Source organism: Pusillimonas noertemannii (assembly GCF_003096595.1).
Lineage (GTDB): Bacteria > Pseudomonadota > Gammaproteobacteria > Burkholderiales > Burkholderiaceae_B > Pusillimonas > Pusillimonas noertemannii.
Genome location: NZ_QEKO01000003.1, coordinates 447685 through 462386 on the forward strand (window position 1 = coordinate 447685; position 14702 = coordinate 462386).

At 63.5% G+C, this 14702-nt stretch carries 13 protein-coding genes and 1 tRNA gene; 7 read left to right on the top strand and 7 right to left on the bottom strand.

Features of this window, described 5'->3' with window-relative positions; all coding sequences use genetic code 11:
- Nucleotides 1-88: 88 nt before the first annotated feature.
- Nucleotides 89-1036, bottom strand: a complete 948-nt coding sequence (locus C7440_RS13150) for a phosphoribosyltransferase family protein (protein WP_243410911.1) — start codon at nucleotides 1034-1036, stop codon at nucleotides 89-91.
- 81 nt (nucleotides 1037-1117) lie between these two features.
- Between C7440_RS13150 and C7440_RS13155 the strand changes: the two genes are divergently transcribed.
- Nucleotides 1118-1194: transfer RNA gene (locus tag C7440_RS13155), tRNA-Arg, on the top strand.
- 410 nt (nucleotides 1195-1604) lie between these two features.
- On the opposite strand, the gene C7440_RS13160 is transcribed toward C7440_RS13155, so the two are convergent.
- Nucleotides 1605-2492 carry a response regulator transcription factor gene (locus C7440_RS13160; RefSeq protein ID WP_243410912.1) on the bottom strand — a complete coding sequence of 296 codons (888 nt, stop codon included), beginning with the start codon at nucleotides 2490-2492 and terminating at the stop codon, nucleotides 1605-1607.
- A 70-nt stretch (nucleotides 2493-2562) separates the two neighbouring features.
- Entirely contained in the window at nucleotides 2563-3435 is an 873-nt protein-coding gene (locus C7440_RS13165) for a polyphosphate kinase 2 family protein (RefSeq protein WP_017525160.1), read from the bottom strand.
- Between the two features lie 261 nt (nucleotides 3436-3696).
- Between C7440_RS13165 and phnD the strand changes: the two genes are divergently transcribed.
- The 3 genes from phnD to C7440_RS13180 all read left to right on the top strand — a co-directional run bounded on the left by phnD (nucleotide 3697) and on the right by C7440_RS13180 (nucleotide 7466).
- Nucleotides 3697-4623 (top strand): phosphate/phosphite/phosphonate ABC transporter substrate-binding protein, encoded by a 927-nt coding sequence (gene phnD / locus C7440_RS13170; protein WP_116518862.1) that lies wholly within the window; start codon nucleotides 3697-3699, stop codon nucleotides 4621-4623.
- A 66-nt stretch (nucleotides 4624-4689) separates the two neighbouring features.
- Entirely contained in the window at nucleotides 4690-5499 is an 810-nt protein-coding gene (locus tag C7440_RS13175; protein ID WP_116518897.1) for a phosphonate ABC transporter ATP-binding protein, read from the top strand.
- Nucleotides 5496-7466, top strand: coding sequence for a PhnE/PtxC family ABC transporter permease (locus tag C7440_RS13180; protein ID WP_116518863.1), 1971 nt, complete (start codon nucleotides 5496-5498; stop codon nucleotides 7464-7466). The genes C7440_RS13175 and C7440_RS13180 overlap by 4 nt, the downstream gene beginning before the upstream one ends.
- A 90-nt stretch (nucleotides 7467-7556) precedes the next feature.
- On the opposite strand, the gene C7440_RS13185 is transcribed toward C7440_RS13180, so the two are convergent.
- Nucleotides 7557-9575, bottom strand: coding sequence for an AsmA family protein (locus C7440_RS13185; RefSeq protein ID WP_243410913.1), 2019 nt, complete (start codon nucleotides 9573-9575; stop codon nucleotides 7557-7559).
- A gap of 101 nt (nucleotides 9576-9676) precedes the next feature.
- Between C7440_RS13185 and C7440_RS13190 the strand changes: the two genes are divergently transcribed.
- Nucleotides 9677-10102, top strand: a complete 426-nt coding sequence (locus C7440_RS13190; RefSeq protein WP_133244292.1) for a DUF3293 domain-containing protein — start codon at nucleotides 9677-9679, stop codon at nucleotides 10100-10102.
- Nucleotides 10103-10192: 90 nt separating this feature from the next.
- Here the strand turns inward: C7440_RS13190 and C7440_RS13195 are convergent, their stop codons facing one another.
- Entirely contained in the window at nucleotides 10193-10744 is a 552-nt protein-coding gene (locus C7440_RS13195) for a DNA-3-methyladenine glycosylase (protein WP_116518898.1), read from the bottom strand.
- Between the two features lie 245 nt (nucleotides 10745-10989).
- Between C7440_RS13195 and C7440_RS13200 the strand changes: the two genes are divergently transcribed.
- Nucleotides 10990-11199: a cold-shock protein gene (locus C7440_RS13200; protein WP_017525167.1), complete on the top strand. Its 210-nt coding sequence runs from the start codon at nucleotides 10990-10992 to the stop codon at nucleotides 11197-11199.
- A 195-nt stretch (nucleotides 11200-11394) separates the two neighbouring features.
- Here C7440_RS13200 and C7440_RS13205 read toward each other — a convergent pair whose 3' ends face one another.
- Together C7440_RS13205 and C7440_RS13210 are read right to left on the bottom strand one after the other, a co-directional pair.
- Nucleotides 11395-12450, bottom strand: coding sequence for an adenosine deaminase (locus tag C7440_RS13205; protein WP_116518866.1), 1056 nt, complete (start codon nucleotides 12448-12450; stop codon nucleotides 11395-11397).
- A 10-nt stretch (nucleotides 12451-12460) separates the two neighbouring features.
- Nucleotides 12461-12835, bottom strand: a complete 375-nt coding sequence (locus tag C7440_RS13210) for a DUF423 domain-containing protein (RefSeq protein ID WP_017525169.1) — start codon at nucleotides 12833-12835, stop codon at nucleotides 12461-12463.
- 174 nt (nucleotides 12836-13009) lie between these two features.
- Between C7440_RS13210 and C7440_RS13215 the strand changes: the two genes are divergently transcribed.
- Complete coding sequence (locus C7440_RS13215; RefSeq protein WP_116518867.1) at nucleotides 13010-14647, top strand: isovaleryl-CoA dehydrogenase; 1638 nt, start codon at nucleotides 13010-13012, stop codon at nucleotides 14645-14647.
- The last annotated feature ends 55 nt before the right edge of the window (nucleotides 14648-14702 follow it).

Consider the following 14702-nt stretch of genomic DNA (forward strand, 5'->3'; position numbering starts at 1 on the left):
CGTTGGTTGCGCGGTTGTAACCAATTATAAGATAGGGCTGGCGTGAAAATGCTGCGGCCGATGCGGCGGACCGGACCGTGGCCGCGCTTCAGGAACGATCATTCGCTAGCGCCGTGCCGGCCGCCGACATTTCAGGGGTTTCGTGCGCGTACACCGCCATGGCGCGGATTCCGTTCCACCACAGCACCCGGGCCACTTTGACTTGATTGGCGATTTCCAGGGCCTGTATGGCGTCGCTTTCAATAAAGTGCGTGTAGCGCTGCTCGACAATGGCCTGCGCCTTGTGCAGGGCGGTTTGCGCCGCCGTATGGCGGGCCTCGTCGCGCATGATGAGCCGGCCGCTGAAGCCATGGCGATCGAGCCAGGCCTGGGTGCGTGCGCGATCTTGCTCGGGCCGGCCCGTGACGATGGGCAGGGCGCGCAGGTCGCGATTGGGCAGCACGGCGTGGGGCTCCAGCACGTCGCGGCGCAGCAGCGCCGCCTCCAGGTCGCGCAGGTAGTGGTCTTCGGGAATGTCGGGCAACAGGATGCCGTCCAGGTCCATGGCCCACGAGGCGTACTCGTGTTCGGGACGGCCGGGCAAATTGCCCGTGGCGCCAAAGGCGTCGGTAATCGATTCGCGCTCCCAGGGAAACCAGGCGCGGCAACCGGCCGGCATCTGGAAGCCGTAGTCGGGCACCATGCGCGACTGCGAATCCCAGGCAAGGGTGAAGACCTTTAGTTCGAACCCGCCCTGGCGAAGGAATTCCACGCTGTCCGACAGCGTGGTGCCCCGGCCTGCGATGTCTTCGACCAGCAGTATCCGGGCGCCCGGGGGTGGGGTTTGCTGGGTGAACCACGAAACCCGGCGCGCCGCGCGGTCGTAACCCAGGGCATGCAGGGGAAGGCTTAGCGCCGTCGACGCCATGACCCCTGGCGCCAAGCCCCCGCGTGCAATAGCAACGACCGCATCGAAGCTCATCTGCCGCCATTGGGCGACATAGCCGCTGATCAGGGATTCGACCCAGTAATAGTCGCAGGAATAGGCTTTGCTCATGGGGCGATTGTAGTCAAACCGAAACGCATTGCCCATTTTCAAGACACGGAAAAAAAATTATGTTATAGTTTCGCTTCTTTGGCGGCTGTAGCTCAGTTGGATAGAGTACTTGGCTACGAACCAAGGGGTCGTGGGTTCGAATCCTGCCAGCCGCGCCAGAATTTACTAGTGTTATCAGCTAGTTAAAAAACCGCCTAGGGCTCATGCCTCTAGGCGGTTTTTCTTTGCGCGTGGGTTTTGTAGGAACTGCGTCGGAACTGCGTCGGAACTGCAAAAGGACTTAAAGGACGGTTCGCCTAAAAAGACGCGTCAAGCTTACCGTTTGTCCTGCTGATGCTTTTGCCCGGGCTGGCCTTGTTGGCCGGGCTTTGCGCCTTGCTGCTGTCCCGACTTGCTTTGGTCCTGCTGCCCCGGAGCTTGCTGTTTTTGGGGCTGGTTGGGTTGGTTTTGCGGCATGGTATGACTCCTGGCTTCCCATTCCCGGGTGGCTCGATGAGCTGCCGGCGGGGTATGGGAAGACATTCGGGCATATAGCATGCCCGGCGCACAAAAAATCGCAGAAACGAGGTCAAAGGCCTGGCGTGTTGCCGGGGTCCATCGGCGACGCGCCCGAGGGCGCCAGCGATGTGCGCGGATCAGGCACGGCTTGCGCGGGGCCTTGGCCCAGCCATAGCGCCATCAGCGCCGACCGGTTGCGAACGGCATATTTACGGAATATGCGGGTTACATATTCGTGGGTGGTGTTGGGGCTTTGCCCAACGTTGGCGGCAATCTGTTTTTCGGGCAGACCCTGCAAAAGCCCCTGCAGCACGGCGTGTTCGGTGCGGGTAAGGGGGGAAGTGGTCAGCAGCAGGCCATGACTGAGCATTTGCTGGCGGAAGAACCAGCGCAGGCCGCGCAGGGCACAGGCGACGATGTCGCGATCCAGGGTGGAAAAGCCCTGTTCCGGTGTGTGGCGGTATATGCCGAAGTAGATTTCAGTATCGGCATTGATGGGCACGCCGGCCCAGATGGCATCATGATGATTGTGCGCCAGATAGTAAGTTTTGTAGTACTCGCCCTGAAACCATTCCGGTGGCACGAGGTCTGCCAGCCGATTCGTGCGAAAGTGGCCGGCGCCCGCCACGTTGCGGGCGGTGCTTATGTCGACCTGGCCTGTTTCCAGCATGCGCCGTTGCTTCTCGGCCGCATCGTCCAGGGTTACGGTAGGGTGCAGATGATGGATCAGCCGTGGCCGCCAGCCCAGCACCGGGTCCGCCGGCAGCGGCTCGCCCATGCGCACGGCGCCCACCCACGATGCATTGTGGGCGCCCGCCAGTTCGCACAGGCCTTGAAGCAAATGGTTGCGGCCCTCGTCGATGTGCGCGGCATCCATGTCGGCCAGTTCATCCCACAGCCGATGCACCTTTGCAAGCCGGGCCGGATCTGGCGCGATGACGGCTTTTTCTTCGCTCACGGCGTCTCCTTTTATTTTTATGGCGTGATGGGCGGCGGGGTGGTAGGCCGCATGTCGTATGCGCTGCCGGCTACTTGGTTTCCTTCAGGTCGTCGCGTGCCTGCCGCATTGCCTTCAATTGTTCTTCGCTTACCGTCGGAAAGGCCAGCTCCAGCTTCTTCAGCGTCTGCAGCACAATGCGTGAAACGATCAGGCGCATGTTCTGCTTGTCGTCCGCGGGTATGACATACCAGGGCGCTTCTTTGGTGCTGGTGGCGTTCAGGCAGGCTTCGTAGGCCTCTGTGTATTGGGGCCAGAACTGGCGCTCGTACAGATCGTTGGGGTCGAACTTCCAGTTCTTGCGCGGTGTGTCGATCCTATCCAGCAGGCGCTGCCCCTGTTCGCTTTTCGAGACATTCAGGAAGAACTTCACGATACGCGTGCCGTTTCGGGAAAGATGCGCCTCGAATTCAGTGATCGACCGGTAGCGCTGCTGCCAGACCTTGCCGCCGTTCGGGGCGCCGGGAATGCGCTGGGCCGCCAGGACTTCGGGGTGCACGCGCGCGATCAGAACTTCTTCATAGTACGAGCGGTTGAAGACGCCTATCATCCCCCGCCGGGGCAAATGCAGGCTGGAGCGCCACAGGAAGTCGTGCGCCAATTCGAGTTCGGTGGGCTGCTTGAAGGACGAGACGTTGCAGCCCTGGGGATTCACGCCTGAAAAAACGGCCCGGATGGTGCTGTCCTTGCCGGCGGCGTCCATGGCCTGGAAAATGAAGAGAACGGCATGGCTGGCCGACGAATAGAGTTTTTCCTGGAGCTCGTCCATCTCTTCGACGCAGCCGTCCAGCATGGTGCGGTAGTCGTCCTTGGAATCGTAATACGGCGGGACGAGGGTGGCTGCGTCCCCGAGGCGAAATGGCTTGTCCGGGTCGATGCGGTATTCGTCGGTGTCTATGGCCATGGAGGGTCTGGATCTGATTCTTGCTCGGGCGGAACTGTTGCGTTTCGTGATTGAGACGACATTTTCGGCAACATCGCCCCCAGGCGCAAGGACGTTTTCCGCTCTTTTTCTGTCAAGCGCCCTACGTCTGGGCCGGTATCTCGACAGCACCTTATTCCGGTGCTAGGATGGCCCGGTGTCGTTCAGGAGCGGTTCAGCTCCGCCCCGGTGCCATTCGGCCTGGTGTTTTTGCCCGATCGAACCCATCTCTGGAGTGATTCCATGAATACATTCTCTGCCGTGCGCAGGAAGTATCTGCTTTCTCTGTCCGCCCTGGCTCTTTCCGCCACCTTCTCCCTTACCCCCGGCGCCTCCGCCGCCGCCCAGCAAGCTCCTTCGAAACTCATTATTACCGCAATCCCCGACGACGGCGACGCCGACCGCATGCGCGAGAACTTCGGCGCGCTGGCCAGCTACCTGGGCCAGGCCGTCGGCATTCCGGTGGAATACATGCACGTGGAAAACTATGCCGCCAGCGTTACGGCCCTGGCCACGGGCCGCGCCCATCTTGCGTGGCTGGGGGGCGTTACCATCGCCCAGGCACGCATGCAGATGGGCGACGGCATTACCGTCCTGGGTTCCCGCGACATCGACAAGGGCTTTGTCAGCTATTTCATCGCCAACCCCGACACGGGGCTTGGCCAGCTCGCCGATCTGGGCGAATTGGCCAAGGCGGCCCAGGGCAAAGACTGGACCTTCACCTTCGGCAGCAAAAGCAGCACCTCGGGCCATGTCATGCCGCGCAAGTTCTTCATCGACCAAACCGGCACCACGCCCGAGAAAGTGTTCCGCACCGTCGCCTATTCAGGCAGCCACGATGTCGTCATGCAGATGGTGGCCGACGGCACCCATGATGTCGGGGCGCTCAACTATGCAAGCTGGGACAAGGCCCCCGGCGAACTGCAGGCCAAGGCTCCCATCATTTACAAGACGCCGCCTTATATCGACTACGCGCTGACGGCTCGCAGCGACCTGGGGCCCGAGTTGCTGGGCAAGTTGCGCGTCGCATTGCTGGCCCTGGATGCCAGCAATGAAGACGGCGCTAAGGTGCTCAAGTACCTGAAGGCGGGCAAGTTCGTCGAAGCCGACATTTCCGAGTGGCAGAGCGTGGTCGACCTGCTCGAATCGGGCATAGACATCGGCAATTGAGGCCTGTTGCCGGCGCGGGTCAGGCCTCTGGCCTGCTTCCAGGCCGGCGCGTGCGAAAGTGCTGACATGAGCAAACCGGGTATCAAGGCTGCATCTGTGCCGCCCGTCGTCATCGAGCGGGCGGCGGTCTCCTATGGCCGCGCCCGTGTGCTCGACGGAATCGAGGTGTCTGTCGCCCTGGGCGAGCGGGTGGCGGTCATCGGCCCTTCGGGCGCCGGCAAGACAACGCTGTTCCGCCTGATCGCGGGGCTGGCCAAGCCGATCGAGGGGCGCGTCACCACGCTGGGCCAGGATGTGTCGCAATTGCGGGGCAGGAGCCTGGCGCGCCTGCGGCGCGAAGTGGGTTTTCTTCACCAGCAAGACAACCTCATCCCGCAACTGCGGGTGGTGCACAACGTGCTGATGGGCAGGCTGGGCCATTGGTGGCTGCCGCGTGCCTTGTGGTCGCTGTTGTGGCCGCAGGAGCTGGGCCGGGCCATGGCGGCATTGTCGCGGGTAGAGCTGGCCGAGCGGCTGTGGTCCTTGCCCGACGAGCTTTCGGGCGGGCAGCAGCAGCGCGTCGCCGTGGCTCGGCTCATTGTGCAGCAACCCCGCCTGGTGCTGGCCGACGAGCCCGTCAGCGCCCTCGATCTGCGCCTGGGCCAGGAAATTATCGGCTTGTTGTGCGAGCTGGCCGGCCGCGAAGGGGCGACCTTGCTCGTCAACCTGCATACGCTCGACCTGCTGCAGGGCAACTTCGACCGCGTCATCGCCTTGCGGGCGGGCGAGGTGTTCTGGCAAGGCCCGCCGGCCGACATCAGCCAGCACCTGCTGCGCGAGCTGTACGGGGCCGAATATCGAGCCCTGCATCTGGACGAGATGGCGTTGCCGGCATGACGACGTTCGACTCGCCGGCACTGGGGCGCCATGGGCGGCGCCCGTTGGGCAGTTTCATCGCGCTGCTGATGCTGGCTTTGGCCTTGCTGGCGGCCTGCTTTGCGGTCGAGTGGGACTGGGCCGCATTGACCGATGCGCGGCGCCGGGCCGAGGCGGCCGGCCGAATGGGCGCCTGGCTGGCCGCCTTTCTTTCGCCCGATCTGTCGGCCGAATTTCTTTGGCATTCATGGGACCTGACCCTGCAAACCTTGTCGGCGGCCGTATTGGGAACCACCCTCGCCGTCCTGTTTGCCTGGCCGCTGGCCATGGGGGCAAGCCGCGCGGTGTGCGTGGGGGAAGAGCGGGGCGGTTTCATTGCTTCCCGGCTGCCCCAAGGCAAGTTTCTGCGCATATGGCGCCGTTTTTCCTTGCGTTCGCCGGCGGCCCTGCTGTGCGCGGCGTGCCGGCTGCTTCAGGACATATTGCGGGCCGTGCCCGATTTCGTCTGGGCGATCATCCTGGTGGCGATGATAGGCCTGGGGCCGCTGACCGGCGCGCTGGCCCTGGCGCTGAACATCACCGGCATACTGGCCAAGGTCTACAGCGAACTGTGGGACGGCGTGGACGAAGCGCGCTATGCCCAGGTCAGAAGCCAGGGTGGAGGGCGCCTGGCGACTTTCCTGTACGGCATCCGTCCCCTGGCCTCGCGCAACGTACTGTCGTTTACTTTGATGAGGGCCGAATGCGCCATCCGCAATGCGGCCGTCATCGGCGCGGTGGGCGGCGGCGGCCTGGGCTCCGAGATCTGGTATCAGATCCGTTTCGGCGCCTGGGACAAGGTCGGCACGCTTATCTTCTTTACCTTGCTGCTGACACTGACGGCCGATCTGGCAAGCAACCACGTGCGCAGCCTGCTAAGGGGCGATGCCGCCCGCGCGGCAAGCCGGGCGCCGCAAGTCGATGCCGCGAAGGCCGTGGCGGCGTCGCGGCCGCCGTTGCGGCCATGGTACGCGATGGGCTTCGTCATTGCGGTGGTGGTCTGGTCGCTGTGGTTCATGGGATGGGGCAACCGGGCTGGCGAAGGGGGCGTGCCTCGCAACCACCTGGCGCCCGCGGCCGAACTCTTTACAGGCAAGGCCTGGGGCAACCTGGGCTTTTTCCACCGCCTGTTGTCGCCTGAACTCGATCTGCCGGCGATCGGGGCCGGTCCAGCCGAGGCGGTTGCGAAGCGGCGGGCTCAGGGCAAGACGGTCGACCTGTTCGCGCAATACGGCCCGGCCGATTTCTGGCGGCCCGCGGCCTGGTCGGCGTGGCTGGACGAGCTGCGCAAGTGGTTCGTCTGGAGGGCCGTGGAGTCGGCCGCGGTGCCGCTGGCGATTGCGGTGGTGGGAACCCTGCTGGGCGTGCTTGGCGCCATCTTGCTGACTTATCCGCATTCGGCCGCGTTCCAGCTGTATTCCGAACGATTCAGCGGCGAAACTGCGCCGCGCTGGCTGCGGGCGTGGCGGGGGCTGCAGTTGGCGGCCGCGCGGGCCACGGCCATGATCGCGCGCGGCGTGCCCGAGGTGATGTGGGCCTTTCTTTTCATTGCCTTCTTCGGTCCCGGGTTGGTGGCCGGTACGCTCGCCATTGCGGCCCATACCCTGGGCGTGCTGACGCGCGTGTTTGGCGAAGCGGTCGACAACCAGCCGGTGCGGCGCTTTGAGCCCACCTGCGGCGCCTCGCGCCGCATGACCTACGCCCTGGTGGCCGTGCCCCTGGCCTGGCGCGACTGGATGACTTATGCTTTTTTCCAGTTTGAAAGCAATGTCCGGGCGGCGGTGGTTCTGGGCCTGATCGGCGTTGGCGGGTTGGGTTTTCAATTCAATTTCAATTTTGAATGGTTCCGCTTCGAGCGCGCCAGCACCTATCTTATTGTGATGGTTCTGCTTACGGTGCTGATCGATCGCAGTGTGCGCATGATGAACCTCTCACGCGTGGGGCGCTAACAGGCCCTAGGGGCTGCATGCACACTCAGGCGCCGGGACACCCGCCGCGATCCTTTGCGCGGAAAGGAGCTGTCACCGCGGCCGGGGCCGTTATTTCTGCTTGCCCGGCGCCGGTGCTTCGGTGTCCTGGGTGGCGGCCTTCATCAGCGGGACGCAGTCATTCGAGTCGTCGGTGCCCAGGTTCAACAGCGGAAGGATGGCCGCCAGGGGCGTTGCAATGACGCCCAGCGCCACGGCGGCGCCGGCGCGCGCCGCTATGGGGCCCTCGTGCACGCCGATGTCGGGGTCCTTGAACGTGCCGCGCACATATAGCGGCGTCCGCAGCGTGAAAATGCGCAGCGATTTGTTCTCGGGATCGATATCCAGGTCCAGCTTTTCGGTGGCCAGGTTGACGTTGCCGGTGATGTCGATGGTGGCGTCTTCGGTGTCCAGCTTGAACGCCCGGGTGTGCATGAGGCCGTTCTTGACATCGAAGTCGGCGGCCAGGCAATTGAGCACGATCTGCTCATCGCCGAACAGCTTGACGAGGATCATGTCGGCGATGTTCAGGCCGGCCGCTTCCAGCAGAAAATGGCTGACCGTCCCCTTGGTGACGACGGCCTTCAGCTCTCCGTTGGAGCGGCCCAGCAGTTGTGACAACGATTTGCCCTGGCTGGACAGCGAGGCGTCGGCGTGCACGGTGCCCAGGCTGGCGCGCATCGATTCGGCGCCACGCAGCAGCTTGCGCAATTGCAGGCCTCGGGCCGCGGCCTCCAGCCGCGCCTTTATCTGCTCCTGGCGCCCGTTCAACTCGATGTTCGTGCGCAGCTTGCCGCCGGCCACGCCGAAATTCAGCGGGGTCAGGGTCAGCAGTCTGTTGTCCAGCTTGATGTGGGCCTCGATGTCATCCAGGGGCAGGTTCTCGTTGCGCACGATCTTCTTGCCCTTGAAACGTACGTCGGCGTCCATCACGCCCCAGCTTTTGGTGTCGATGGTGTCGACCGGCAGCGCCTTGCCGTCGGGTTGTTTCTTGGCCTCGCCCTTGGCTTCTTCCCGCTTGTCCACGCCGATCAAGGGGCCCAGGTCCTTGAAGCGCAACAGCTCGGACTGCACTGATCCGGTAAGAAAGGAGCGCGGCTTGCGCACATGGAATTCCAGAGTGCCGTTCAGGTCGCTGGAACCGACCGTTCCCCGGAAGTCGCGGTAGCGCCAGACGTCGTTTTCGCTGGCCAGGTCCGCCGTCAACCGGCCTTGCGTGTGGTAGGGAGGGGTGTTGGGCAGGGCGATGCCGATCAGCGGGTTCAGGTCGGCCATCGTCGCGCCTTTCAGGTCCAGGGTCAGGTCCAGGGCGGCAAGCTGGGTCGGGCGAGTGATGGAGCCTTCGAATTGTATGGTGGTGTCGCCCACCTTGAGATCGGCCTGAAGCGGAAAGGGCTGGTCGGCGTCGGGGCTGCTTTGCTGAAGCGAGAGCAGGCCGCCGGCCTTGCCGCTGCCGGATATCGTGCCTTCCTTGTAGTGCCCCTGGGCCTTCCAGCCTACGCTATAGCCTTGCGCCCCGGCCTGTTCCAGTGAGTCCAGCGTAGCCCGCAGATCCAGTGCCAATTTTGGGTCGCGCAAGCGTATGTTCACGTTCTCCATGCCCAGCCGCAGCAAGGCGAATTGCCATTTGGCGGCTTGCTTGCGTGGTTCCGGCTTTTCGCTCAGTGTCCAGTTGCTGGCGCCACTTTCGGCGCGCACAAGGTCCAGGTCGGCGTCCTTGAGCTCCAGGCTGGCGACGCGCAGCGTGTTGGCGAACAGGGGCACCGGATCGATCAGCAATTTGAGCTGGCCCGCATGGCCCATGTCCTGTTCGCCGGCCGTCCACTTTGGATGGCCCACGCGGATGTCATTGGCGGTGATTTCTGGCCAGGGCAGCCAGCCCTTCCACCCGGTGCGTTCCACGGGCCGCTTCCAATGCAGTTGCAGGTCTCCACGGATTTCCACCTCGCGGTGTGTCAGGGCGCTAAGCTGCCGTCCCACCCAGGGCCTGGCATAGTTCCAGTTGAAGGTTGCCGCCACGGTCAGCGCGACGGCTATGAGCAGCGCCAGGGCCAGTACAATGCCGATCAGGATCTTGGCGTAGCGGGGCATGGGCATCCTTCCTTCAGGCCGGCGTTCGCGCCCGGACGGAATCCTGCGCACGCGGCTTGCAGTGGTTATTCGATCTCAGTCGTTCTTCTTTCCATACGGCCATGTCGACATCCCGTATTCCTGCTTCCACACTTACGGCCTATCGGCAGACCGAATACAGGGTCGAGGCGCCGCAGCCCTTCGTCCTGAGAATCGGCCTGGCCAGTCCGGCCCTGCTTCTGCTGCACCGGCAATCGGGTGTGGCCTCAAGTGCCTTCATCACCGCGTGCAACCCCCGCAGCCGCTTGCTGACGGACAGCGAAAACGCCGAACGCCAGCGGCGCCTTGGCGAGGCGATCGCCCGCGAGGGCTGGCGCAGCCTTCCGGGAAGTGGCAAGCATATATCGGGCCCATGGCCGGCGGAGGCCAGTTTTCTGGTGTTGGGCATAAGGCGCTATGATGCCTGCCGCCTGGCTCGGACCTTTGAACAGAATGCCATCGTGTTTTGCGGCCAACATTGCATTCCGGAACTGGTGGTGCTGCGTTGAAGGTGGCACGCCGGGGCCGGCCAGGACATGGGGCCGATGCGTGGCGGCCGCCCGCCATGGTGCCGGGCAGGGGGCCTCGGGCAACTCCCTTTATTTGCGTGAAATATGCGGGTTTCCGGCAATGTAGAAGCGCAAGGGCTTGTCCGCCCATTCTTTGGCGTAGCCCACCCCTACCCGGGGCGTGGCCACGATCCGAGGCGCCTGGGCATCTTCGGGTTCAAGCAGATGCAGTTCGTCGCTGCAGAGGTCATGGCCATAGTGGCTCAGGTCGATTCCCATGGCGCGGGTGAGTAGGCCGGGGCCGCGCGTGCTGCCTTCGACATTGGCCAGCGGTTCGACGGCGCGCAGCAGTACGCCCGTGCCGCTGCCCTCGGGTTCGGTCACCACATTCATGCAATGGTGCATGCCGTAGATCAGGTAGACGTAGGCGTGCCCGGGCGGACCGAACATGGCCCGCGTGCGCCGGGTCAGACCCTTGGAGGAGTGTGCTGCCAGGTCGGTGGGCCCCAGGTAGGCCTCGACCTCGACGATGCGGGCCATGCGCGGCACGCCCTGTACATGATGCACCAGGATCTTGCCAAGCAGGGCGCGGGCCACGGTCTCGGTGTCGCGGTTGTAGAAGTCACGGTTCAGTTTCTGCATGAGGGGGCCGACGGCAAGCTGCATGCCGCCGATACGGGGCAAAACGTCTTGTCGCAAAATAATTGAGAATTTCCCTAATTATCGCTTGACTTCGCCATAGGTGGCCGCTACGATGGGCCGCTAGATTTTCAAGTTCGTTGTAGTTTGTCCAATCAGTACCAAAAACAGTACTTTTTTGCTCCATCTCCACCCTTGATAGTCTGTTCCCGGGCAAACTCGCCCATCTTTTTTTAAGGGTTGCAAAAATGCAAACTGAAACTGGTATTGTTAAATGGTTCAACAACGAAAAAGGCTACGGCTTCATCAAGCCCGAGTCGGGCGGTAAAGACCTTTTCGCCCACCACACCGACATCATGGGCACGGGCTTCAAAACCCTGGAAGAAAACCAGCGCGTGTCGTACGTGGCTGCCGAAGGCCAGAAAGGTCCTCAAGCCAAGTCGATCCAGGTTATCTAAGCCTTATCTTCCGTAAGCCGCCACGGCGGCTCCGGAACGCAAAACCCACCTCAAGCGAGGTGGGTTTTTGCTTTTGCGCGTGTCCGATGCGGGCCGCTGTGTCAGGGTATTCCAGCCGGCCGGGCTATGGCCCGGCCGAGGCACATGACCGCAGCGGCGTGCTGCGATGCCAAGCCTGTATTTCCGCGGGGCATTTCAATCGGCCAATGGCGCTTCTGCCAGGTAGCGGTCCAGCTCGGCCATAAGCGACATTTTGCCGTTCGCAGTCAAGAAGGACGCTTCTATGCTGTTGCGCGCCAGCATGCCAAGCTCTTGCGGCTGAAGGGACAGCGCTTTGGCCGCCTCAGTGTAATTGTCGGCCAGATAGCCCCCGAAATAGGCTGGGTCGTCCGAGTTGACCGTAACGCACAGGCCCTGCCGCAGCAGGCGGGCCAGATTGTGCTGCGCCATCTGGTCTACCACGCGCAGCTTCAGGTTGGACAGCGGACAGACAGTGAGCGGCGTGCGCTGTCTGATCAGGCGCTGCATCAGCTCGGGGTCTTCTTCGCTGCGCACGCCGTGGTCGATGCGCTGGACGTGCAGCAGGTCGAGCGCGTCGCGCACGTATTCGGGCGGGCCCTCTTCGCCCGCGTGGGCGACCAGGCGAAAGCCCAGTTCGCGGCACTTGGCATAGACGCGCGTGAATTTTTCAGGGGGGTTGCCGCGTTCGGCCGAATCAAGGCCGATGGCGATCCAGAGATCGGCGTACTGCTCACGCAAGGGCAGGGCCTGGGCTAGCGTCTCGAAGGCATCGGCCTCGCTGAGATGGCGCAGGAAACTGAGTATCAGGCAGCTGCTCAGGCCCCATTGATCTCGCGCCATGCGCATGGCAGAGGCCAGACCGGCAAACACGGTTTCGATGTCAATGCCGCGCGCCGTGTGCGTTTGCGGATCGAACATGATTTCGACGTGGCGCGCCCCGTCGGCGTGGGCGCGCCGCAGGTAGGCCAGGGCCATGTCGTGGAAATCGCGCTCGGTGATCAGCACGCTGGCGCCGGCATAGTACAGGTCCAGAAAGGACTGCAGGTCGGTGAAGGCGTAGGCGTCGCGCAGGGCCTGCTCGGATGCATAGGCAAGCTTTACGCCGTTGCGCTGCGCAAGCTCGAAGATCATTTCGGGTTCGAGCGTACCCTCGATGTGCAGGTGCAGCTCGGCCTTGGGAAGCCCTGTTACGAAGTCACGCAGCGCTTGGTCGGAAGAAAATGCGTTCATGGCAAGCTCGCTATGAATGGCGCCAGGCGGCCAAAGCCACCAAGGCCCAGGCGGCGATGAAGGCCGCGCCGCCCAGGGGGGTGACGGCGCCCAGCCATTTGGTGCCCGAAAGCGCCAGAACGTACAGGCTGCCGCTGAAAAGCACGATGCCCAGCAGCATGAGGGCGCCAGCCCACTCGAGCAGGGGCGAGCCGAAGCGCGCCATCAGCGCTGCTATGGCCAGCATGCCCAGGCCATGCACCAACTGATACAACACGGCGGTCTGCCAGATCTGCATCATGTCGACCGACAGCATGCGCTTGAGGCCGTGGGCACCGAAGGCGCCGGCGCCCACGCCAATAAGGAGGCACAGCGCGGCGACAATGACAAGAGGGCGATCGCTCATGGGAATTCCTTGTTTCTATGCATTCTATGGGGGTGGACGGACCGCTGCGCGGCGCCTTGCGACCCGGGGTCATACGGCCGATACTATGATGGATCGGCCGCGTTTTGTCTAAGCCGCAGCAAGTTTTAACATGGAAGCGTCGGGCCAGTGCCCGACATGCCACCGGAGGACGCCATGAAATGGTCTACGCACGAAGTCGAGAACCAGGTGCCCGAGCTTGGCGACTACAACCTGTATGAGTCCGATCCGGCGCTGCGCGAGGCCGTGGCGCGCGAAGGCGCGTCGGCGCGCGAGCGCGAGTTCATCGAGTACGGGGCATGGCTCGGCACGGGCGAAGCCGCCGAGCTGGCGCGCCAGGCCAATGCAAACCCGCCTTGGGCCGAACGTTTCGACCGGCGGGGTTTTCGCGTCGACAAAGTGCATTTTCACCCGGCCTGGCATGTTTTCATGAGCAAGGCCTTTTCCTGGGGCATGCACTGCGGCGCATGGTCCTCGGCCGAACCGGGCCCCCAGGTGGCCCGGGCCGCCTTCTATCTTCTGCATGGCCAGATCGAAGCGGGAACCCTTTGTCCTCTTACCATGACCTCGGCCGCCATCCCTCTTCTGGGGCGCGAGGCGCTATACGAAAGCCTGCGGCTCTTGCTGTTCTCGCGCGCCTACGATCCTTCCGACTCGCCCCTGCAGGCCAAGAAATCCATGCTGGTGGGCATGGGAATGACCGAAAAGCAAGGCGGCTCCGATTTGCGCAGCACCACAACCAGGGCCATACCGCTGGGTAAGGGGGGGCGGGGCGCCGACTATTCTCTGATCGGCCACAAGTGGTTTTTTTCAGTTCCAAATTCCGACGCCCATCTGGTGCTTGCACAGCACGAAGAACAGCACTCATGCTTCTACGTGCCGCGCTGGCAGCCCGACGGCAGCCTCAACCGTGTGCATATCCAGCGCCTCAAAGACAAGCTGGGCAACCGCTCCAATGCAAGCGCCGAAGTCGAGTTCGTCGAAGCCTACGGCGTGCTGGTCGGCGAGCCGGGGCGCGGCATCGCAACTCTCGTCGAGATGGCTTCGCTGACCCGCCTCGATTGCGTGCTGGGCAGCACCGCCCTCATGCGGCAGGCCCTGGTGCAGGCCCTGCATCATGCCAGCCATCGAAGGGCCTTTGGCAAGAGGCTGGCCGAACAGCCGCTGATGCGCGCCGTGCTGGCCGACCTGGCGCTCGAGTCCGAAGCGGCCACCACCCTGGCCTTGCGCCTGGCGCGCGCCTTTCAGGGTGAAGGGCCGCTTGATCTGGCCTACCGGCGCATACTCACGCCCGCCGCCAAGTTCTGGATCTGCAAGAGGGCGGTAGGCCTGACGGCCGAATGCATGGAGGTCTGGGGCGGCAACGGTTATGTCGAAGACGGCCCCATGCCGCGCCTGTTCCGCGAGGCGCCGGTCAATGCCATCTGGGAAGGCTCCGGCAATGTCATGTGCCTCGACGTGCTGCGCGGGCTCCGGCGCGAACCCGAGCTGGCGGGGGCGCTGATCGATGCCCTGGTCAGTGAAAGTTCGGACGAACCCCTGCTGTCGCAGCGTGCCGAGCTGCTGGCCACCCTTGCTTCCGCCGACGAAGCGACCCAGCAGGGCTGCGCGCGCCATATCGCGCAGTGGCTGGTCCTGCTGGTGCAGGCCAATCTGCTGCGCCGCCATGCGCCTTCTGAAGTGGCCGATGCTTTCCTGAAATCCCGTTTTGGCGGCCCCACGCTTGCCCTGCACGGCCTGGCCGACCATGCTGAGGCCGCCCCGGCCCTGCTTCGCAGGGCATGGTACGAATAAGCCCCCAAATTTGTTTATTATTCGTGCTATGACCTCAACAGGATCAGGCCTGCAA

Coding starts and splice junctions, on each gene's coding strand:
- C7440_RS13180 (WP_116518863.1), top strand. CDS start 5,496: ATGACGACGTTCGACTCGCCGGCACTGGGGCGCCATGGGCGGCGCCCG.
- C7440_RS13195 (WP_116518898.1), bottom strand. CDS start 10,744: ATGCAGAAACTGAACCGTGACTTCTACAACCGCGACACCGAGACCGTG.
- C7440_RS13185 (WP_243410913.1), bottom strand. CDS start 9,575: ATGCCCCGCTACGCCAAGATCCTGATCGGCATTGTACTGGCCCTGGCG.
- C7440_RS13150 (WP_243410911.1), bottom strand. CDS start 1,036: ATGAGCAAAGCCTATTCCTGCGACTATTACTGGGTCGAATCCCTGATC.
- C7440_RS13165 (WP_017525160.1), bottom strand. CDS start 3,435: ATGGCCATAGACACCGACGAATACCGCATCGACCCGGACAAGCCATTT.
- C7440_RS13215 (WP_116518867.1), top strand. CDS start 13,010: ATGAAATGGTCTACGCACGAAGTCGAGAACCAGGTGCCCGAGCTTGGC.
- C7440_RS13210 (WP_017525169.1), bottom strand. CDS start 12,835: ATGAGCGATCGCCCTCTTGTCATTGTCGCCGCGCTGTGCCTCCTTATT.
- C7440_RS13200 (WP_017525167.1), top strand. CDS start 10,990: ATGCAAACTGAAACTGGTATTGTTAAATGGTTCAACAACGAAAAAGGC.
- C7440_RS13175 (WP_116518897.1), top strand. CDS start 4,690: ATGAGCAAACCGGGTATCAAGGCTGCATCTGTGCCGCCCGTCGTCATC.
- phnD (WP_116518862.1), top strand. CDS start 3,697: ATGAATACATTCTCTGCCGTGCGCAGGAAGTATCTGCTTTCTCTGTCC.
- C7440_RS13205 (WP_116518866.1), bottom strand. CDS start 12,450: ATGAACGCATTTTCTTCCGACCAAGCGCTGCGTGACTTCGTAACAGGG.
- C7440_RS13190 (WP_133244292.1), top strand. CDS start 9,677: ATGTCGACATCCCGTATTCCTGCTTCCACACTTACGGCCTATCGGCAG.